The 20,659-nt window shown below is 60.3% G+C and carries 18 protein-coding genes; 9 read left to right on the top strand and 9 right to left on the bottom strand.

The genetic code is table 11. The features are described 5' to 3' along the window. The first annotated feature begins 19 nt into the window (after window positions 1-19). The 5 genes from AB5Z09_RS12675 to AB5Z09_RS12655 all read left to right on the top strand — a co-directional run bounded on the left by AB5Z09_RS12675 (window position 20) and on the right by AB5Z09_RS12655 (window position 6,756). A complete protein-coding gene (locus tag AB5Z09_RS12675) occupies window positions 20-772 on the top strand; it encodes a substrate-binding periplasmic protein (RefSeq protein ID WP_368195431.1) in 753 nt (250 codons plus the stop codon). 57 nt (window positions 773-829) lie between these two features. After that, entirely contained in the window at window positions 830-1,330 is a 501-nt protein-coding gene (locus AB5Z09_RS12670) for a hypothetical protein (RefSeq protein ID WP_368195430.1), read from the top strand. A 297-nt stretch (window positions 1,331-1,627) separates the two neighbouring features. After that, the gene (locus AB5Z09_RS12665; RefSeq protein WP_368195429.1) at window positions 1,628-3,160 is read left to right on the top strand and encodes an efflux RND transporter periplasmic adaptor subunit; all 1,533 of its coding nucleotides are present in this window, start codon (window positions 1,628-1,630) and stop codon (window positions 3,158-3,160) included. A gap of 73 nt (window positions 3,161-3,233) precedes the next feature. Then, complete coding sequence (locus AB5Z09_RS12660; protein WP_368195428.1) at window positions 3,234-6,356, top strand: efflux RND transporter permease subunit; 3,123 nt, start codon at window positions 3,234-3,236, stop codon at window positions 6,354-6,356. A 46-nt stretch (window positions 6,357-6,402) separates the two neighbouring features. Further along, entirely contained in the window at window positions 6,403-6,756 is a 354-nt protein-coding gene (locus tag AB5Z09_RS12655) for a copper-binding protein (protein WP_368195427.1), read from the top strand. A gap of 118 nt (window positions 6,757-6,874) precedes the next feature. Here the strand turns inward: AB5Z09_RS12655 and AB5Z09_RS12650 are convergent, their stop codons facing one another. The 5 genes from AB5Z09_RS12650 to AB5Z09_RS12630 form a co-directional block, all read right to left on the bottom strand. Continuing rightward, window positions 6,875-7,792 carry an iron-siderophore ABC transporter substrate-binding protein gene (locus AB5Z09_RS12650; RefSeq protein ID WP_058058834.1) on the bottom strand — a complete coding sequence of 306 codons (918 nt, stop codon included), beginning with the start codon at window positions 7,790-7,792 and terminating at the stop codon, window positions 6,875-6,877. An 83-nt stretch (window positions 7,793-7,875) separates the two neighbouring features. Then, window positions 7,876-8,679, bottom strand: coding sequence for an ABC transporter ATP-binding protein (locus AB5Z09_RS12645; RefSeq protein WP_368195426.1), 804 nt, complete (start codon window positions 8,677-8,679; stop codon window positions 7,876-7,878). Then, window positions 8,679-9,716 (bottom strand): iron chelate uptake ABC transporter family permease subunit, encoded by a 1,038-nt coding sequence (locus tag AB5Z09_RS12640; protein WP_033114265.1) that lies wholly within the window; start codon window positions 9,714-9,716, stop codon window positions 8,679-8,681. The genes AB5Z09_RS12645 and AB5Z09_RS12640 overlap by 1 nt, the downstream gene beginning before the upstream one ends. A 7-nt stretch (window positions 9,717-9,723) precedes the next feature. Beyond that, entirely contained in the window at window positions 9,724-10,740 is a 1,017-nt protein-coding gene (locus AB5Z09_RS12635; RefSeq protein WP_258720402.1) for an iron ABC transporter permease, read from the bottom strand. Between the two features lie 175 nt (window positions 10,741-10,915). Further along, entirely contained in the window at window positions 10,916-11,719 is an 804-nt protein-coding gene (locus tag AB5Z09_RS12630; RefSeq protein ID WP_368195425.1) for a siderophore-interacting protein, read from the bottom strand. A 324-nt stretch (window positions 11,720-12,043) separates the two neighbouring features. Here AB5Z09_RS12630 and AB5Z09_RS12625 point away from each other — a divergent pair, with 324 nt between their 5' ends. Then, window positions 12,044-13,561: an HD domain-containing phosphohydrolase gene (locus AB5Z09_RS12625; RefSeq protein ID WP_368195436.1), complete on the top strand. Its 1,518-nt coding sequence runs from the start codon at window positions 12,044-12,046 to the stop codon at window positions 13,559-13,561. Between the two features lie 102 nt (window positions 13,562-13,663). Here AB5Z09_RS12625 and AB5Z09_RS12620 read toward each other — a convergent pair whose 3' ends face one another. Continuing rightward, entirely contained in the window at window positions 13,664-14,929 is a 1,266-nt protein-coding gene (locus AB5Z09_RS12620) for a TIGR03503 family protein (protein WP_368195424.1), read from the bottom strand. Beyond that, window positions 14,926-15,660, bottom strand: coding sequence for a DNA polymerase III subunit epsilon (dnaQ, locus tag AB5Z09_RS12615; RefSeq protein WP_368195423.1), 735 nt, complete (start codon window positions 15,658-15,660; stop codon window positions 14,926-14,928). Before dnaQ ends, AB5Z09_RS12620 begins: the two co-directional genes overlap by 4 nt. Before the next feature lie 79 nt (window positions 15,661-15,739). Between dnaQ and rnhA the strand changes: the two genes are divergently transcribed. Beyond that, window positions 15,740-16,204: a ribonuclease HI gene (gene rnhA, locus AB5Z09_RS12610; RefSeq protein WP_005353268.1), complete on the top strand. Its 465-nt coding sequence runs from the start codon at window positions 15,740-15,742 to the stop codon at window positions 16,202-16,204. Here the strand turns inward: rnhA and AB5Z09_RS12605 are convergent. After that, window positions 16,192-16,914, bottom strand: coding sequence for a methyltransferase domain-containing protein (locus AB5Z09_RS12605; RefSeq protein WP_033138893.1), 723 nt, complete (start codon window positions 16,912-16,914; stop codon window positions 16,192-16,194). The genes rnhA and AB5Z09_RS12605 overlap by 13 nt on opposite strands. A gap of 72 nt (window positions 16,915-16,986) precedes the next feature. Here AB5Z09_RS12605 and gloB point away from each other — a divergent pair, with 72 nt between their 5' ends. Then, window positions 16,987-17,751, top strand: a complete 765-nt coding sequence (gene gloB, locus AB5Z09_RS12600; protein ID WP_181221659.1) for a hydroxyacylglutathione hydrolase — start codon at window positions 16,987-16,989, stop codon at window positions 17,749-17,751. A gap of 70 nt (window positions 17,752-17,821) precedes the next feature. After that, window positions 17,822-19,375, top strand: a complete 1,554-nt coding sequence (locus tag AB5Z09_RS12595; protein ID WP_005361719.1) for a LysM peptidoglycan-binding domain-containing protein — start codon at window positions 17,822-17,824, stop codon at window positions 19,373-19,375. A gap of 160 nt (window positions 19,376-19,535) precedes the next feature. Here the strand turns inward: AB5Z09_RS12595 and astE are convergent, their stop codons facing one another. After that, entirely contained in the window at window positions 19,536-20,561 is a 1,026-nt protein-coding gene (astE, locus tag AB5Z09_RS12590; protein WP_368195422.1) for a succinylglutamate desuccinylase, read from the bottom strand. Between the last annotated feature and the right edge of the window lie 98 nt (window positions 20,562-20,659).

The raw sequence follows: 20,659 nt of genomic DNA, 5'->3' as shown, positions 1-20,659 counted from the left end.
TTTTGCACAGGATCCGGATATGCTGGCTCAGCTCTGGCTCGCGACAACCTTGACGACCACTACCCTCTCCGCCTGTGGTCATCACGATTATCCCCCCTGGAACTGGCTGAGCGATGGCAAGATCATCGGCGTTTGTGCCGAAGTCGTCAGTACCCTCTATCAACGGTTGGGTTTCAACGTGGATCTCTCCTATGTGGGCCCCTGGGCCCGCTGTCAGCAGAAAGTGGCGAAAGGAGAGGTCGACATCAATATCTGTGCGCTGCGCAACGAAGAGAGAGCGCACTACTCCCGCTTTACCCGAACGCCCATGGCCATCAATGACATGGCGGTGTTCGTGCGCCAACCCGGAAGCCGCTTGCTGCAACGACGGGAGGATCTGACCGGATTGCGGGGCGCCATGATGATAGGCGTTAGCCTTGGCAGCGAAATGGATGATTTTTTGCAAGAGAATACCCGCATCTACAGGGTCAACTCCCTCAAGCAGGTATTTGGCCTGCTGGCTAGTGACCGAGTCGACTTCGTTCCTTACGGCCGCTCTTCCGGTCGCCTGTTTCTGAGCGACAATTACCCGGACAGCGAGCTGGCTGATCTGCAGTGGCCACTGCAGCGTGGTGAGCTCTATATTTCTGTTTCACTGCAATCTCCGCATCTTGGCACCCTCGAACAACTGGAGCCCATGTTGCAAGCGCTCGGCATTAGCCAATGGATAGACCAGTTGCTGGAGAAATACAGTGACCTCTACCTGCAACAGCAGCGCCAGCAGAAACCTTGACCTTCTCCTGCGAGCAAGGTTTAGAGTTTGGCAACTTGTTCCCGAAGGATGCCCGGATTGTCACTCACCCAGCTTGCTGCAAGATTGCCCTCAGTTGCTCTGGCCCGGCTATTGCTGGCGCTGCTGCTCGTCTGCAATCTGACTCTCTGCATCAGCTGGCATGGTTCTCCCCTCTCCTCCGAGCCGACCCCAAGCAGCGCCCAGTCGATGGTGATGTTCGATTCATCCATGGCGATGGCGGATGGCGATATCTCTCATGCAATGCCTGCTATGGATCACCCGGGCGATGTCATGCCCCTCTCCTGCCATCAGGGAGACGAGGGGTCAGCCATGGGCGATGAGTGCCAGATGCAGACAGGCATCAATGCCCCCTCCTTCGGCGCGATGGCTCTGCTGGGTGTACTGGTCGCCCTGCTGATCTTCCCCCTGCTACTTGGCAACAACGTCGCAGCGTCACTGCTTGATAACTGGTTGCGGGATCCCTTCCTGCGCTCGCGCGGTACTCACCCTCCCTCCTGGCCACGCCGACATCTGATGCTGTCGGTGTTACGCCACTAGAAAGTCCTTCTCTTGCGGCACAGGCAAGCTTTAACTTGCCCGTTTCCTGCCGCCTTGCCTTGACCCTGTGCCCCGGCCAAACCGGTCCGCTCACAGGGAGCCGTGCGCACTGATACAGCTGCGCCCCGTTTGCCGCCAGCCCCTTTGGTGATGCCTTGCACCTCACCCGACCGGCGGCCTGCAAAAGAGAAGACGTATTATGTCACCAGCCCACTTTTCACCGTCCAAGGTTGCTGCCTTTGCGGGCGCATTACCCTCCTGCACTTTCTGCATGCAGATCCGCGCCGGAGGCCAGTCATGAACAAGACCGTCCTGATGTCGGCCCTGCTACTTGCCCTTGGAGCTGGTGGCGGCTACTGGGCCGCCAAACAGACCTCCGATGGCTCTAGTGTCAAAGAGAAGACGCCCCTTTACTGGGTCAACCCCATGGATCCCCGCGACAAGCGCGATGCCCCTGCCAAGGACAACATGGGGATGGACTTTATCCCCGTCTATGAGGAACAAAAAAACGGCTCGCCGGGCACCGTCACCATCAGCCCCGAGATCCGGCAGAACCTGGGGGTGCGACTGGCTAAGGTCGAGCGACTGCCTATCCACCAGCAGATCGAGACGGTGGGCTATGTCGGGTATGACGAGGATCGGCTGGAGGCGATCAACGCTCGCATGGCAGGCTGGATCCGCACCCTCGCCATCAAGAGCGAGGGGCAGCAGGTGAGCAAGGGGAGCCTTATTTACGAGCTCTACGCGCCGGATCTGGTCAACGCCCAGCACGAATACCTGCTGGCACTCAACACCGCCAACCCGCTGCTGCTGCGCGCTGCCGAGGGCAAGCTCAAGTCCCTGCAGGTGCCGGCGGATCAGATAGCGGCCCTCAAACGCAGCCGTCAGGTGCGCGAAACCATCAGCATTTACGCCCCCAGCAGCGGTTATGTCTCCGAGCTCAAGGTGCGCGAGGGCCAGTATGTTGAGCCCGCTGCGGCGCTCTTTAACATCAGCACCCTCCAGCAGGTGTGGGTCAGTGCCGAGGTGTTTGAACGTCAAGCCGCCCAGCTGAAGGTGGGGGATCCGGTCACCATGACTCTCGACTATGCCCCCGGTCGCAGTTGGCAAGGTAAGGTGGATTACCTCTACCCGACACTGGACGCAGCTACCCGCACCCTCAAGGTGCGCCTGCGCTTTGCCAACCCGGACGAGTTTTTGAAACCCAATATGTTTGCCAAGGTGAGCATTCGCACCGGGCAGGGAGAGCCGCAATTGGTGGTGCCGAGCGAAGCGGTGATCCGCACCGGCAGTCAGGATCGGCTGGTGCTGGCGTTGGGGGATGGCAACTTCAAGTCGGTCGCCGTCACTCTCGGCACCCAGTTTGGCGATAAGGTCGCCATCAAGGCGGGGGTAGAGGCTGGGGATAACATCGTCAGCTCGGCCCAGTTCCTGCTCGACTCCGAGTCAGCCATCGATTCAGACTTCCAGCGTATGACGGCAGTGCGCCCTGCCCAGGTGTGGACCCAGGGCGAGGTTGAAAGCATCGATCTGGCCAACCGCACCCTGATGGTCTCCCACCAGCCCATCCCCGAGTGGCAGTGGCCCGCCATGGAGATGGAGTTCACCGTCGCCGAAGGAGTCGACATCAGCAAGCTGGTCGAGGGGCAGACCCTGCACCTGCAGGTGATGCAGGAGGGGGATGAGTACCGCATCACCACCATCCATCAGGAGAAGGCACCCGCTACTGACGGCGACGCCAAGCGTGGAACGGATGAGATGGAAAAGATGGAAGGCATGGACCATAGCCAACATCAGATGGCGATGCCCGAGGTGGAGAAGAAATCATGATCCCTGCCATCATTCGCTGCCTAGCAGGCAACCGCTCTCCGCTCTCTGTACTTGGTGAGAAAGGAGTTCAATCATGATCCCGTCGATTATTCGCTGGTCCATCGGCAACCGCTTTCTGGTGCTGCTATTGACCCTCATGCTCACCGCCTGGGGGCTCTGGTCGGTCAAGCAAACCCCGGTGGATGCCCTGCCGGATCTCTCCGACGTGCAGGTGATCATCAAGACGGCCTATCCGGGCCAGGCACCTCAGGTGGTGGAGGATCAGGTGACCTACCCGCTCACCACCGCCATGCTGGCGGTGCCGGGGGCGACCACGGTGCGCGGCTACTCCTTCTTCGGCGACTCCTTCGTCTATGTGCTGTTTGACGACAACACCGACCTCTACTGGGCCCGTGCCCGGGTGCTGGAGTACCTGAGCCAGGTGGCCCCCAACCTGCCCGCCTCCGCCCGCCCCCAGCTCGGCCCCGATGCCACCGGGGTGGGCTGGGTCTATCAATACGCGCTGGTGGACAGAACTGGCAAGCATGACCTCAGCCAGCTCACCTCCCTGCAGAACTGGTTCCTCAAGTACGAGTTGCAGACGGTGGATGGGGTCTCCGAAGTTGCCACAGTCGGCGGCATGGTGCGCCAGTATCAGGTACGGGTCGATCCGGACAAGCTGCGCGCCTACGGCATTCCGCTCTCTCTTATCGAGACCGCCATCAAGCAGGGTAATCAGGAGACAGGCGCCTCCGTCATCGAGATGGCGGAAGCGGAGTACATGGTGCGCTCCAACGGCTATCTGAAGAGTGTCGAGGATCTGAAGCAGATCCCGCTCGGCACCACGGTACGCGGCGCCCCGCTGCTGCTAGGGGATGTGGCGGATGTGGTCACCGGCCCCCAGATGCGGCGCGGCATTGCCGAGCTCAACGGCGAAGGGGAAGTGGTGGGCGGCATCATTGTGATGCGCTACGGCGAGAATGCCCAGCACACCATCGACGGAGTCAAGGCACGGTTGGCGGAGCTGAAGAGCAGCCTGCCAGAGGGGGTGGAGGTGGTCACCGTCTATGATCGATCCGACCTTATCCAGCGTGCCATCGACAATCTCTCCGGCAAGCTGCTGGAGGAGTTTGCGGTGGTGGTGCTGGTCTGCCTCGCCTTCCTGTTCCACCTGCGCTCGTCGCTGGTGGTGGTCATCACCCTACCCATCGCCATTCTGGTGGCCTTTATCGTGATGCACCTGCAGGGGATCAACGCCAACATCATGTCGCTGGGGGGCATCGCCATCGCCATCGGCGCCATGGTGGATGGCGCCATCGTGATGATCGAGAACGTCCACAAGCACATGGAGCGGGAGGCGCTCACCGACAAGAACCGCTGGCACATCATCACCAAGGCGAGCATCGAAGTGGGGCCTGCCATCTTTTTCTCCCTGCTGATCATCACCATCAGCTTCCTGCCGGTGTTCGCGCTGGAGGCGCAGGAGGGGCGGATGTTCCACCCCCTCGCCTACACCAAGACCTATGCCATGGCGGCGGCTGCCGCGCTCGCCATCACGCTGGTGCCGGTGATCATGGGTTACTTTATCCGTGGCAAGGTGCTGGCCGAGCAGGCCAATCCGCTGAACCGCTGGCTAAGCCAGGCATATGTGCCGCTGCTCAAAGCCGTGCTGGCCCGTCCGAAAACCACCCTGGCCATCGCCGCCGTGGTGACGGTGGCGGGCTTCTGGCCGCTCAAGTACTTGGGCTCCGAGTTCATACCGCCGCTCGATGAGGGGGACATCATGTATATGCCCACCACAGCGGCCAATATCTCGGTGGGCAAGGCGCGGGAGATTTTGCAGCAGACCGACAAGCTCATTCGTACCGTGCCCGAGGTGCAAAACGTGTTCGGCAAGGCGGGGCGCGCCGAAACCGCCACCGACCCTGCCGATCTGGTGATGATGGAGACCAGCATCCAGCTCAAGCCCCGCGATCAGTGGCGCCCCGGCATGACCCCGGAGAAGCTCAAAGAGGAGCTCGACTCCCTCATCCGTTTCCCAGGTCTCACCAACGCCTGGGTGCCCCCCATCAAGACCCGCATCGACATGCTGGCTACCGGTATCAAGACCCCGGTCGGCATCAAGATAGCGGGGCCGGATCTCAAGGTGATCCAGCAACTCGGCCAACAGCTCGAACAGATCGTTGGCAAGGTGGAGGGTGCCTCATCGGTCTACGCCGAGCGGGTGGCGGGTGGCCGCTACGTCAAGGTGGATATCGACCGGCTCAAAGCGGCCCGTTACGGCCTCAACATCGCCGACGTACAGGCGGTACTCGCCACCGCGGTGGGCGGCATGGAGGTGGGCCAGACCATCGAGGGGCGCGAGCGCTATCCCATCAACCTGCGTTACCCCCAGAGCTATCGCGACTCGGTGGCGAGCCTAGAGCTGCTGCCGGTGGTGACGCCGAGCGGGGCACGAATCGCGCTGGCGGACGTGGCCCGGGTCTACATCAGCGATGAAGCCCCCATGCTGCGCAGTGAAAACGCGCGCCTCAACGGCTGGGTCTACGTCGACATTCGCGGCCGCGATATCGGCTCCTTCGTCGATGAGGCCAAGGCAGAGGTGAACAAACAGCTGGTGCTGCCGGCAGGCTACGCCCTCACCTGGTCTGGCCAATACGAGTACATGGAGCGGGCCAAGGCGCGCCTCGCCTACGTGGTGCCGCTGACGGTCGCCATTATCGTGCTGCTGCTCTATCTGGCGTTTCGCCGCGTTCAGGAGGTGCTGCTCATTCTCACCACCTTGCCGCTGGCGGTGGTGGGCGGGATCTGGACCCTCTGGCTGCTCGACTTCAACCTCTCTGTGGCAGTCGGGGTGGGCTTTATCGCTCTGGCGGGGGTGGCGGTAGAGACCGGCGTCTTGATGCTGGTCTACCTCAACCATGCCTGGGATGACCTCGTGGCCAGCGGCAAGCCGGACAAGGCGGGTCTGCACCGGGCGGTGATCCACGGCGCCGCCCTGCGCCTTCGCCCCAAGATGATGACGGTAGTCACCATCATCGCCGGCCTCTTGCCCATCATGTGGAGCCATGGCACCGGCTCCGAGGTGATGCAGCGCATCGCCGCTCCCATGATCGGCGGCATGGTGAGCGCGCTAGTGCTGACCCTGTTGGTGCTGCCCGCAGCCTACTACCTGTGGCGCAGCCGCAACCTGCCTGCTTATCAACAATCCGAATGACCCGATTTCCCAACCCTTTTCGACTGAACGATTGAAGGAAAACACCATGAACTACAAGACGCTGATCCTGACATTGCTGCTTGGCTTTGCCACCCAGACCAACCTGCAAGCAGAGGAGATGATGCACCATGAAGGGCACGAGATGAGCCAGACGGGTGAGATGAGCGAACAGGGCGCAATGGTGATGACCAAGGGGGTCATTACCCGCCTCGATGAGGGGAGCGGCAAAGTCGGCATCAAGCACGAGGCGATCGAGAATCTCAAGATGCCCGCCATGACCATGGTCTTTCGAGTGGCAGATCCGGCCCAGTTCAAAGGGCTCAAGGTGGGGGATGCCATCCACTTTCATGCCGAAAGCCAGAGCGGCAAGCTCACAGTGACAGCCATCCAGCCGCAATAAACGGCTCTGGCTCGCCGAAGAGGTCACGATAGACAGTGACAACGCAAGAGGGAGGCATCGGCCTCCCTCTTCTTTTGCTCAACCTGTTCGTTGGGTCAACCTCTGGTGCGCATGGCACTCAGCTGCGAGTTGCCAGCAACTGCTCCACATCCTCGATCACCTTGAGGGCCGCCTGCGGGCCGCCGCTGGAGGTCCAGAGCGACCCATCCACGGCGCCAAAGCGCTTGGCCTTGATCACCGGCAGCTGCTGGAACGCCGGGGTCTGCTCCGCCTGACGCATGGCATCCACCGCATCACCGCTGGCGCTCAGAGTGCCGACCACCAGCCAGTCTGCATCCAGCAGGTTGAGGGACTCCAGACTCAGCGCCGGTGAGTGGGGCGCGCCAGTCCCCTGTTGTTTGCTCGGACGCACCAGCCCCATCGACTCCACTACGCTGCTGGCAAAGGTGCCCTGATACATAAAGCTCGGCCCCTTGGGGTTCCAGCGCACTATGCTGATGCTCTCCCCCTGATGCTTGGCCAGCTTGCTGCGGGCCTGAGTCAACCGCTCGGCATACTGCAGCAAGAAAGTATCCCCTTGCTGGTCGCGGTTGAGGGTGTGAGCAGTGCGGCGGAAGCTATCCTGCCACGGCTCACCCCACTTGCTGGTCACCACGGTCGGCGCGATCTCCCCCAGCAAGGTCAGCAGCTCGGGACGGGTCTGGCCTGTCAGGATAAGATCGGGCTCCAGCGCAATCAGCGACTCCAGATTGGGGCTGTCGAGATCGCCGATCACCTGGATCCCCATGCCCGCCTTGTTCAGCAAATAGCGAGGCAAGGTAGGTTGACCACGGCCATTGACGGCGCCGATGGGGGTCAGCCCCAGGGTCAGGGTGCTGTCGAGTTCGAGCTCGCTCAGCACCACCACCCGTGTTGGCTGGACTGGCACCTGCACCTTCTGGCCAAACGCATCAGTCACTTCACGCATCTCCTGCGCCTGAACCAGCGGCGCGGCCAGCATCAGGATGGCTGCTGCCAGGGCGGCAAAACGCTTCATCATCTCACTCCTTCTCGTTGCACGGCCCGGATAATCGGCCGCGTGAATATACTCGGCGGGCCCACAGAGCAGGCCCATATGACTCAACTCGCCGAACGCAGGGTGCGGCCATGTTCGTGGCGACAGGGCACGATAATGGGCGCCCCATCGCCGGGGGCATGCAAAATGTCGACACTGGTCTGGTAGAGCTGGTCGATCAGGGATTTGGTCACCACCTCCCGGGCCGGGCCCATGGCGGCAATGGTCCCCTCGCCGATGGCGATCAGCTCGTCACAGTAGCGGGCCGCCATCGCCAGATCGTGGATCACCAGCAGCACGGTTTTGCCCTCGGCGGTGATGCGATGGATCGCCTCCATCACCTCGGTCTGGTGACCGATATCGAGGGCACTGGTGGGCTCGTCGAGCAGCACCATGTCGCTGTCCTGCGCCAGGATCATCGCCAGCCAGGCCCGCTGCGCCTGCCCGCCGGAGAGGGACACGGCGCTCTGCTGCCAGATGCTTTCAAGCTGCATCCGCTCGCAGGCGCTGCGTACCATGCGGGCATCCTCCTCGCCCCACTGATTGAACCAGCCCTGATGAGGGTGGCGGCCATACTGCACCAACTGCTCCACCAGAATGCCGGCAGGCAGAGTCGGCCGCTGGGGCAGATAGGCGAGCTCCCGCGCCAGCCCCTTCATGGGGTAGCTGGCAAGCGGCTTGCCCTTGAGCAGGATCTCGCCGTGTTGGGCTTTCATCTGGCCGGATAGCAGCTTGAGCAGGGTCGATTTGCCGCAGCCGTTGGGGCCGACGATCCCCACCAGCTTGCCCCTCGGCACGCTGAAGGAGATGTCCCGCAGGATGGGGGTCTGCTGATAGGCGAAGTGGAGGCGATTTACGGTGAGCGTCATCAGTCAGCCCTCTGGCGATCGTTAACAAGAAGAAACAGCAGCAACAGGCCGCCGAGAATGCGGGTCATGATACCGGTCGCCACCTCGTGGGGGCTGGCCAGCACCCGGACCAGGGTATCGCTGGCAAGCAGCAGCAGTGCGCCGCTGAGTGCCGCCAGCCAGAGCGGCACTACCCGGTCTTTCACCAGCCAGGAGGCAAGAATGGGGGCCGCCATGGCGATAAAGACCACGGGGCCGCCGATGGCGGTGCCGAGTGCCGCCACCAGAATGGCTTGGGCCAGAATGCCCAGTTGTACCCGATCGCCGTTGACGCCAAGCCCTCTGGCCATCTCGGGGCCAAAGCGCAGCACCGCCAGCGAGCGAGAGAGATAAACAATCCAGGGGCAGAGCAGCAGCAACAGGATGGCGATGGGGGTGATGGTGCTGTACCCCACGGCGATAAAGCTGCCCATATTCCACAGATAGAGGGAGCTCAAGTGCAGCAGGGCCTGAGTGGACATCACGAACTGGCCGAGCGCCTCGAACAGCTCGGAGAGGCCGATACCGATCACCACGAACAGATAGCCCTGCTCACCCGGTTTGCGGCAGAGGGCATAGAGCACCAGCGCCGCGAAGATAGCGCCGATGGGGGCCGCCCACCAGGGCCAGCTGCCTACCGTCAGGTAGAGGGAGAAGACGATGATGGCCAGAGAGGCGCCGTTGTTGACCCCCACCATGTCGGGAGTAGCCAGCCGGTTGCGCACCAGAGTTTGCACCAGACAGCCGGAGAGCCCCATGGCGGCCCCCGCCACCACCACCCCAAGAATGCGCGGCAGCCGGATCTTGAACAGGGTTAGCTGCTCAAGCCGGGTCCCCTCCCCCAGCAAGGTGTTGACCACCCCGGCAAAGCCGAGTTTGCCGCCGCCAACACTCAAGGCCAGCAGAGCCAGCGCCAGCAGCGCCATGGCCAGCAGAGCCAGCCAGCGCCAACTCGGCAGATGGATCAGCACAGAGCGGTTGCCAGCCCGCAGGCAAAGCATATCGGTAGGTGTACGCATCAGCCCCTCACTTGACGGTCAGCAGGGTACGAAAGCCCCCGCGATGAACGATGGCGATCAGCACAGGTGCACCGATCAGGGCCAGAATGACCCCGTTGGGCAACTCGAACGGCTGGATCAGCCAGCGCGCCAGAATGTCGGCCAACAGCAGAAACAGCATGCCGAACAGGGCGGAGAAACAGACCTGCACCGACAGCTTCACCGGCTCCACCAGTCGGCCACAGTAGGCGGCCAGAAAGCCGACAAAGCCGATAGGGCCGGCGATGGCGATGGCACTGGCGGTAAACAGGGTGGCGGCCAGCAGCACGCCAATTCGCACCCGGTTGGGGCGGATCCCCAGCGCCTGGGCCTGACTGTCCCCCATCTGCATCAGGGTCAGCTGACGACAGAGGAGCAGGGTGATGACAAACGCCGCCAGCACGAAGGGCAGTACGGCAATGATGGCATCGAGATTGGCCGCCGACAGGGAGCCGAGGTTCCAGAAGCGGTACTGCTCCAGCACCATCTTGTTGGAGAGCAGCAGAAAGCTGGAGAGACCGCCGAAGGTGGCGGAGAGCGCCACCCCGACCAGAATGAGCTTCAGCGGATTGGAGCGGCCAATCATCATGCCAAGCCCCAGCACAATCACGTTGCCGAGCAGCGCGCCGAGTCCGGCCCAGAGCAGATAGCCGTAGGCGGACTCCACCCCGAACCAGGTAAGCCCCACCACCAGCGCAAAGACGGCCCCGGCGTTGACCCCAAGCAGGCCGGGCTCCGCCAGCGGGTTGCGGGTCGCGCTCTGCAACAAGGAAGCAGCCAGAGATAAAGAGGCGCCGACCACCATGGCGCAGAGGGTGCGCGGCAGTCGCAAGGTATTGAGCACCATGGCAAGCTTCTCGTCACTCGCCCAAGGCGCGTCACCCATCAGGTAGCTGAGCACTTCGCGGGCACCATAGACGCCCGCACCGGTGGCGAGCGAGAGGCAAAACAGCGTGCAGAGAAGGAACAATGCCAGCCAGAACAGAGGGGTCTGGTACTTAACCACCCTTTACGACTCCTTGCGTTGGGTCTGACAACATGCAGCCAAACCGACGTGAAAACAGGGCGCTCTTGTGTCAACGGAAATAAAAACGCCGCCCGGACGAATACCCGGACGGCGCAATACTAAATGCAAATCATTTTTATTTGCAAGAGTGAATCAGGTATTCTTTCGCATCCGCTTAATTATCCATCACATCGTGACGGGCCTGGTGATAGGCCTCTTCACTCTTGCCCCGCCGCCAGTACGGCACGGTGTAGAGCGACTGGCGATCCACCTCGAGCACAGAGCGAAAATGGCGGCGCAGCGGCAGCACCAGCGCCTCTTCCCCACCCAGCCAGAAGAAGCCGCCATCGCGCACCAGCGGCAGAGCAATCACATGCTCCAACAGGCCGCTGGACTCGGGCTCGCCGACAAACCAGTGACAGCGCACCCCGACCGGCAGCGTCAACGGCTGAGCATCGGCCTGATCCGGCACCAGAATCGCAATTTCCCCTCTGGCCTCGGCAGGCATCACCTCACACATCGCCATGATGGCGGGCAAGGCGGTGAGATCCCCCACCAGACAGTAGTGATCGGCCGGTTTCAGCATGGGGTTGGGACCACCCGGCCCGGAGAGGATCACCTTCTCTCCCGGCTTGGCATGGGTGGCAAAGGCGCTGGCGGGCCCGCCGTCACCGTGCAGCACGAAGTCGATATCAATTTCCTGCTCATCACGGCGAAATGCGCGGATGGTGTAGGTGCGGATCACCGGCTTGTCAGCCGGGTCACTCCAGCGCGGGCCGCTCGGGGTCATGGCAGGCAGCACCGGCTCTACCTGATGGGGCTGGGCCAGCATCACCTTGATATGGGCCCCACCACAGGTAAAGGGATAGTCAGCCAACTCGCTGCCACCAAAGGTGATGCGACGCAAATGGGGGGTGATCTGGGTAATGGCTTTGACAGTCAGCAGACGGGGGCGATTGGGAGGCAGAGATGGGGACACGATGGGGCTCCTCGTTGAGTGTGTCGCCCATGCTACACGCAAATAGGAATTACTATCAAATAAGATTACTTCTCGTCTAATAGCTACAAGCTGGATTCAAACATCCCCAACCACTGGCATACACACCCCAATCCAGACATAGGCTTTATGCACGCTAGCTCCATGATTGGGCAAAGAAAGCAGCCGGACAACGCCACAGTCACAAAGGGTTCCATTTGCTTATTTCGACCATAGTTTTTCGAGATCAAATTTTATTTCCCAATAAGTTTCCTATCCTTAGTGAAGCAGTTAATGTAAGCACAGGATGCCAAACAGGATTGTATGATGGATGACCAGATCCTGATTATTGATGATGACGATCTCTCCCTCCCCGACGCACAGCAAGCGGGCTGGAAGGTGATGATTGTTGACGATGAGCCTGAAGTGCATCGCATCACCAAAATCACCTTGAACAAATTCGAGTTTGACAATCGCCCCATCGATTTTCTGCATGCCTATTCCGCGGCACAGGCCAAAGAGTTGCTGGCCACCACCCCGGACGTTGCTCTGTTGCTGCTGGACGTGGTGATGGAGGTCGACCACGCCGGCCTAGATGTCGTCAAATACGTCCGTGAAGACCTGCAAAACAAGATGGTACGTATCGTGCTGCGTACCGGCCAGCCCGGCCAGGCGCCGGAAGATGACGTGGTCACCAACTACGACATCAACGACTATAAGGATAAAACCGAGCTCACCTCCCAGAAGCTGCGCACCCTGCTGCGGGCCAGCCTGCGCTCATATCGGGATATCCGCACCCTGGAGAGTAACCGTCAGGGGCTGGAAAAAGTCATCGAAGCCTCCAAGGGGATCTTTGAGAAACGGGCCTTGCGCCAGTTTGTCGAAGGCGCCCAGGAGCAGCTCAGCGCCCTGCTCCATCTGGGGGAAACCCAGATATACGACGTCAAGCAATACGCCTATGAGGTGAAGGATCAAGTATTGGAGCCCCTGCTCCCCGGCCATCCCTCCATGCTCCTTACAGAAGCGCCGGAGATCCTGCGCCAGGCTATGAGCAAGCGCAGCAACGTCTATAACGCCACCCAGATGGTGCTCTACTGCCAGAATCCGCGCCACCACCTGCTGTTCCACATCGAGACCACCCGCCAGCTCAGCCAGATCGATACCAGTCTGCTGACCCTGTTTACCGAAAACATCATAGTGGCGCTGGAGAATATCCGGCTCAATGAGGTGATCGCCGACAACCAGCGGGAGATCATCTATCGCATCGGCGAACTGGTCGAAACCCGTTCCAAAGAGTCAGGGCTGCACGTCAAGCGGGTCGCGCTCTATACAGAACAGTTCTGCCACCTGATGGGCATGAGCGAAGAGCAGAGCGAGCTGGTGAAACGTGCCTCGCCGCTCCATGACATTGGCAAGGTGGGAATTCCCGATGCCATCTTGCACAAGCCGGGCAAGCTGACACCGGAAGAGTGGGAGATCATGAAAACCCACGCCCAGCTCGGGCAGGATATGCTCTCCGGCAGCGATCTGGCGCTGTTTCAGATTGGTGCCACCATCGCTGGCAATCACCATGAGAAATGGAATGGCAGTGGCTATCCCCGCGGTCTGAAAGGGACGGATATTCCGCTGGAGGGGCGGATTGTGGCGCTGGCTGACGTGTTCGATGCCCTGGGTTCGGATCGCTGCTACAAGAAGGCGTGGCCGCTGGACAAGGTGCTGACCCTGATTGAAGAGGAGAAGGGGCAGCATTTCGACCCCCAGCTGGTCGAGCTGATGATGGCCAATCTGGACAAGTTCCTCGAGATCCGCGAGCAGAACAAGGATGTCTATATCGGCGAACACTGATAGCCAGCATGTTCTGTTTATGAACTAAAAAAAACCGCCCTGCTTATCAGGGCGGTTTTCTATATCTGGCATCACGTCACTTCAGAGCGAGAAGTACGAGGGTTACTGCTCTGGCAGATTGAGATCCAGCTTGGCAGCAGGTTGTCCGGCTTGCTGGTTCTCGGCCTGCGCAGCGGCCAGAGCACGCTTCAGGGCACGCCGTTTTTGTATCACCACAAACCCGACCCCACCCAATACCGCCAGCAGCACACCACCACCCGCCAATGCCCAGATCAGCCAGCCCATTTCCTCCTCTGCCGGAGCTTCATGGGTCGCCTCGGCACTGGAGGCCGGTGCGGCGGCCGACACCACCTCTACAGGAGGCGGCGGTGGCGGGAAGACATTGAAGGTTTTCACCGGCAACTCGATTTTCAGCTCACGGCCGAGGCGAGTGGTGCCATAGAGGGTTGCTTTCACCTCATGCTGACCGACCTCCTTGATGTTGGAGAGATCGATATCAAGCTTGGGGTCGCTGGCGGTCTCGCTGAACTCGTAGAGGCTGCCCACATTGCTGGTCACACTCCCCTTGACCACCACGGAAGCGGGATCCAGCTCATCACGGTCGATTAGCAGTGAGAGCTTGGCACCCAGCTCATCCGAAGGCGGCGACAAGTTATAGCTGAACGGATAGGGGTAAAGCAGCACATCCTGATAACGGGCACGGACAAACACCTGATTGCCCGTGCTGAACATGGCGCGGTACTTGCCACCGGGAATATCCTGCAGCGTCACTTCCGCCGTCATGATGCCATCGCCCGGCACTTCGTCGAGCCCCTTGCCATCATCGCGATAGTGGCCAAGTACTTGATCCAGCACGACCTCTTTCTTATCGGCATCGCTGAACGATTGCAGCTTGACGGTCATGCCAAGATCAGAGAGATAGTATTTATCTTTCGGCGGCTGACCATTGATCAGCAACCACGCCTTGAGCTTGACCACCTCCCCCTGATAGAGCTGCATCGGCAGGGCGGCGATATCGAGCCGGATATCGGAGAGAATGCGCACCCGGTTGTCGGGATCCACCTCGCCAATCGCCTGCCAGGGGCCCGGCATGGGATTGCGCAGGGTAATGAGATCATGCTCCGGCAGCGCCAGCCAACCCACGTCGGCGGGTTTGACCTTGCCCACGTAAAGCTTGCTGCCATCGGGGCGAACCAGGATCACCGAGGGGGAGCCCGGCTTGCGCTTGATAATGAAGGTGATCTCCTTCACGCCGTAATCGATGCGAAAGCGGTTATCCAGCAGCGGAATATCGGAGGGAGCAAATACCTCGGTTGCCGTCGCTCCCAGCGAGAGCAACAGCAGCAGACCGGCACACCACTTGCTCATTGCCGCCACAGACAACTTCCTCCCTTCTTCTGTACCAGATCCAGTCTCGCTTCGTGCAGGGCCTGAACCTCGGCACTGGCACGCACCACCTTGAGGGTGGGTCGGTTGCTCTCCAACCGGCGAATGCTGGTGTCCTGATTGCTTTCGTTTTCGTTGCTTTCGGTGGCCAGATTGAGTTTGGTCTGGCCGCCGGTCATCAGCAGGTAGACGTCCGCCAGGATCTCCGCATCGAGCAGAGCCCCGTGCAGGGTACGGTGGGAGTTGTCGATACCGTAACGATCGCACAGCACATCCAGATTGTTGCGCTTGCCGGGGAAGAGATCCCGCGCCATCGCCAGGGTATCTGTGATGGTGCAGATATCCGCCGTCTTGAAGTTGAGTCCGAGCTTGCTGAACTCGTAGTCCATGAAGCTCACGTCAAACGGCGCGTTGTGGGCAATCAGTTCGGCGCCGCGGATGAAGTCGAGGAATTCGTCGGCAATCTGGCTGAACGACGGTTTGTCACGCAGAAACTCGTCGGTGATACCGTGCACCTGGATCGCTTCCGGGTCGACCAGACGATCAGGCTTGATATAGACGTGATAGTGGTTACCGGTCAGCTTGCGGTTGATCACCTCCACACAGCCGATTTCGATAATGCGGTGCCCCAGATAGACAGGGCCGCCCGCCGTATTCATACCTGTGGTTTCAGTATCCAGAATGATCTGGCGATTCAGTTGGGGTGTGTTCATGATCCAATCTATGTCAAACTTCGGCTTTACTTACTCGCTAGTTTACCCCAAGCCTCATGTTAAAACAGATTGATTGCTCATGTTAAAACAGATTGATGTCTATACCGACGGCTCCTGCCTCGGCAATCCGGGCCCGGGTGGTTACGGGGCCGTCATGGTCTACGGCAAGCACCGCAAAGAGATTTCCGCCGGATTCAAGTTGACCACCAATAATCGGATGGAGCTGATGGCCGCCATCATGGGGCTGCGTACCCTCAACGAACCGTGCAAGGTGCGCCTCACTACCGACAGCCAGTATGTCCGCCAGGGGATCACCCAGTGGATCATCGGCTGGAAGAAGAAAGGGTGGATGACCGCCAACCGGCAACCGGTCAAGAACGTCGATCTCTGGAAGGAGCTGGATGCGGAAGTGGGTCGCCACCAGATTGAGTGGCTCTGGGTGAAGGGTCACTCCGGCCACCCGGAGAACGAACGGTGCGACGAGCTGGCCAGAGAGGCCGCCTGCGGCAAGGATCTGGCCGAGGATACCGGCTACCAGCCCTGACGGGCCATTCCCGGTGTGGCGAGGGACTTTGGCAGTTGCCAGCGCCGCCGCACCGGGATCAGTGGAAAGCGCCGTTTACGGGCCGCAATCACGTATACCGATGCAAATGCCCTGCAATAATCCCGCCCGATACTCTCCCGCCACCAGCTGTGCCAGCTCTGTTTCCCCATAAACGAGTAACCGAAACGCTCGTCGAACATCACCTCGCATCCCAGCAGATGCAACCAGTCCGTCACCCGCCCCGGGGTGAACATCCGTGCCGACCAGGGCATTCTGCGCCGCAAGAACGGCACACAGTGACCGATCCCGACCAGACTCATGGGGTTATAACCACTGATGATCAGCCAGCCATCGTCGGTCAGCACCCTTTCGGCTTCGCGCAACACCTGATGAGGATCGGCAGAGAAATCGAGGCAGTGGGCCAGCAGGCAGGCATCGACGCTGCCGGTCCGCACCGGCAGATCGAGGGGATCGCCATACATGTCGAGCAGCCGCCCGCCGGGGGCGACACCGATCTGGTGACGAATGGAGGAGCGTTTGCAGGAGAGTTCGGCGCTCAGAGCGCCAATTTTCAGCAGATGATACCCAAACAGATTGGGACACCAGTTGTCGAGCCGCTCCTGGATCTCGGCCGCCACCCAGTCCCCCATAGGCAATGCAGACCAGCTGGTCGGGATCTCGATTTGTTGTTCGGTACGTGCCACCTGCATAATAGGGCTCAACTCGGGGTTTCGAACGCCATCCTGTTATATAAGATACCCTCCCTAAAGAGAAGCAGACTCATGTATCCAGTGATCACAGTTCCAGCCTTTAATGACAACTACATCTGGTTGATCCGCCAAGAAAATCACTGTCTGGTGGTCGATCCGGGCGATGCCGCACCCGTGCTGGAGCGGCTCGAGGCATTGGGGCTGGTGCTCGATGCCATCCTGCTGACCCATCACCATCACGACCATGTCGGGGGCGTCACCGACCTGCTTGCCCACTTCCCCCACGCCCGGCTCTATGGCCCCAAACTTGACCCGATGCCGGATCACCACGGTCAGTGGCTGGAAGATGGCGATCAGATCAACTGGCACGGCCTCGCCCTCGAGGTGATCCATGTGCCCGGGCACACTCGCGGCCACATCGCCTACCACGGCAACGGCATGCTGTTTTGTGGCGATACCCTCTTCTCGGCCGGTTGTGGCCGCCTGTTTGAAGGGACGCCGGAGCAGATGTACCACTCGCTGCAACGACTCGCCGCCCTGCCCGATGAGACACTCATTTATTGTGCACACGAGTACACCCTCTCCAACCTGCGTTTTGCCTATGCGGTCGAGCCGGACAACCCGGCGATCCGCCGCCAGATCGGGCTGATCAGCAAACTGCGGCAACAAGGGCTGCCAAGCCTGCCAACCCGGCTGGGTGACGAACGCACTTTCAACATTTTTCTGCGATGCGAACAGGATTCAGTGAAATTTTCTGCTGAAAAACATGGGCTAAAATGCGTGGAAAATCCGGTAGATACCTTCACCATCCTGCGTCAGTGGAAGGACGTTTTTTGAACAAACCTTGATCAGGGGGCCATTGCCCCTTATGATGCGAGCTGTTTTTCCCAAAAATGACCGGAACGAGATGAAGGTACGAACGGCCTTATTGGCAGCGCTGTTGCTCAGCGGCTGCCAAAACCTGAGCCATCAGGATGACCGGGCGCTAACGGCAATCGAGCCGATCAAGTCCCCCCAGGTCAAGAAAAAAGCGCATAAAAAACACTCTTCCCATTTCCTGTTTGGCGATGAACAGCTGGACGAAATGGAAGATACGGACAATCTGTGGGTGCGTATCAGCGATGATATGCAACTGGAAACTCCGGACAACCCGCGCATCCGCCAGCAACGTGAGTGGCTGTTGCGCAATGATAAGCATCTGGCGACCATTGCCAGCCGGGCTGAACCCTACCTCTATCTGATGGTAGAGGAGATTGAACGGCGTGAGCTGCCAATGGAGCTTATTACTGTCCCGATGATCGAGAGCATGTTTGATCCCCATGCCCGATCCCGCAGCAATGCCGTCGGACTCTGGCAGTTTGTGCCAGCGACAGGCAGAAACTTCGGTCTGCGCCACGACAACTGGTATGACGGACGGCGCGATGTGCTGGCCTCCACCAATGCGGCGCTCGACTATCTGGAGTACCTGAACCGCTTCTTTGACGGTGACTGGCTGCAAACGCTGGCCGCCTACAATGCCGGTGAAGGACGGGTGCGCAACGCCATCCAGCGTAACCAGCGCGCAGGCAAACCGACCGACTACTGGTCGCTCGATCTGCCCCGCGAAACCCGGATGTATGTGCCCAAGATCCTCGCCATGGCTGACATGATCAGCAATGCGGACAAGTACAATATACAGTTGCCGGTGCTCGCCAACGAGCCGAAGCTGCGAGTGGTGGAGACCGGCAGCCAGATCGATCTGAATGTGGCCGCCCAACTGGCCGGTCTGCGCACGTCACAGCTCAAGGAGGTCAATCCGGCCCTGAGCCGTGGCGTGATGTCGCCCCGTGGCCCTTACCGCCTGCTGGTACCGGTAGAGTATGCCGATACCCTGGAGCTGGCACTGGCCGATCTGCCCAAGAGCGAGCGTATTCGTACCCGCTCCTATCAGGTCACCAGTGGCGATACCCTGTCGCGCATCGCCCAGAATCATGGCGTCAGCGTGAACGAGCTGAAGCTGGCCAACAATCTGCGCAGCAACAACCTGCGTCGCGGTCAGCAACTGGTGATCCCGACCCACGGTCAGGTCAGCAGCAAGGCCAGCTCCGCCAGCAAACCGCAGCAGCTGGCAAGCCGTGGCAGCAGCCAGAAGGCCAAAGTCAGTTACAAGGTGCGCTCGGGTGACAACCTGTGGAGCATCAGCCAGGCACACGGCGTCTCCCACGAAGAGCTCGCCAAGTGGAACGGTCTGAATGCCAAGTCGGCGCTCAAGCCAGGCATGAAGCTGGTGGTCTATCCCAAGCAAGGGAAGAAGAGCGACAAATCGATGGTGTATCAGGTTCGCCGTGGCGACTCCATCTCCTCCATCGCGGCTCGCTTCCAGGTGGCCATCAACGATGTGATGCGCTGGAATCAGCTGGATAAAGGGGATTACCTCAAGCCTGGTCAGGAGCTGACCCTGTTTGTGAAGAACAACAGCTAAGCCTCACCGCTTGAACCCGATAAAAAACGGGGCCAGTCATCTGACTGGCCCCGTTTTTTATTACTGCGGCTAACCGCTGCTGTGTCTGAGCCGCCGACTAAAACAATGGCTTGGCGCCACCTGCGGATGCATCACCGCTCTGCAGGCAAAACTATCACCGCTATTCCCAGAGCTTTGTCGGCACCACCATCAGCACGGTGCGCTGACCGATCGCCACGTTGGCATTGGGGAAGACCACCGCCTCACGCGGCTTCTCGACCATGTAGCGAAGCTCGCCATCCTCGGCCAGCACGAACCCTTGGGGGAATTCGGTGAAGTTGTCGACATCGCTGGCAAACAGGAAGCGAAAGTCCGCCGATTTTTTGGTGATCACCCGATCGATGGCAAACAGGGTGAAATCATCCGCCCGCCACGGCTCCAGCGCCACCTCATCCTGGCTGACGAGCTCCTGCAGCGCTTGGCGGGTTTCGATAAAGCGGGTCATATCGTTCTCGCCAAACGGGCGCACCTTGCCCAACTCCACCGTAAAGGCGTGGGCACCATGCTGGCGGGAGCTGTAGTAGCTGAAGGTCGTGGTCGGGCTGGCGGAGAGCAGAATAGTACGCACCCCGCAGGCGCCGAGGAACTGCACCTGCTCGCGGCAGTGGGGCCGCTCGTGGGGGAAGGGGTAGACGGCAAACTTCTCGTGGCGCGAACCGCGAATGGCGGTGTGCAGGTCGTAGTGGTAGCGGGGACGAGCCGGATCGGCAAAGAAGCGGCTCACATACTGCTCGAGGCGCATGGCGCGGATCCGCTCCCGATTGCAGAGCCCCTCTCCCTTGCTGTGTGCACCGGAGAAGAGCCGGTTCATGTTCTCCTCCACCTCCCGCAGCCCCAGATTCATCGCCGCCGGATTGCCAAACAGGAACAGCACCCGATGACGGGCGCTCAGCTCGCCTGAGAGCAGACGACTCAGCAGCTGGTTGCAGATCTCGATGGGAGCGGTCTCGTTGCCGTGGATGCCGCAGGAGAGGACGATATCCTTGCGTCCTCCCGGCTGGTCGTCCGTGCCACTGGCAGGCTCCAGACAGAGCACGCCCGTATCCCAGACGCTGACCCGCGCACCATCGGGCAGGGCAAATTCAAAGGGCTCAAGCTGCCACTCATGGCTACGGGTCAAGGTCAAAAAATCGTGCTGGGGAATCATCCGTCTCACCCTCTTGCGCTGGAATACTATGGCCGGATTATACGCAAGGCATCGCGGCTTAAAATCGTTTTTTAAACAAATTCAAACATTAACGATAC

The organism is Aeromonas sp. R2-2 (assembly GCF_040908355.1).
In the GTDB taxonomy this organism is placed as follows: domain Bacteria; phylum Pseudomonadota; class Gammaproteobacteria; order Enterobacterales; family Aeromonadaceae; genus Aeromonas; species Aeromonas veronii.
This window is presented reverse-complemented; position numbering and strand designations above follow the sequence as displayed.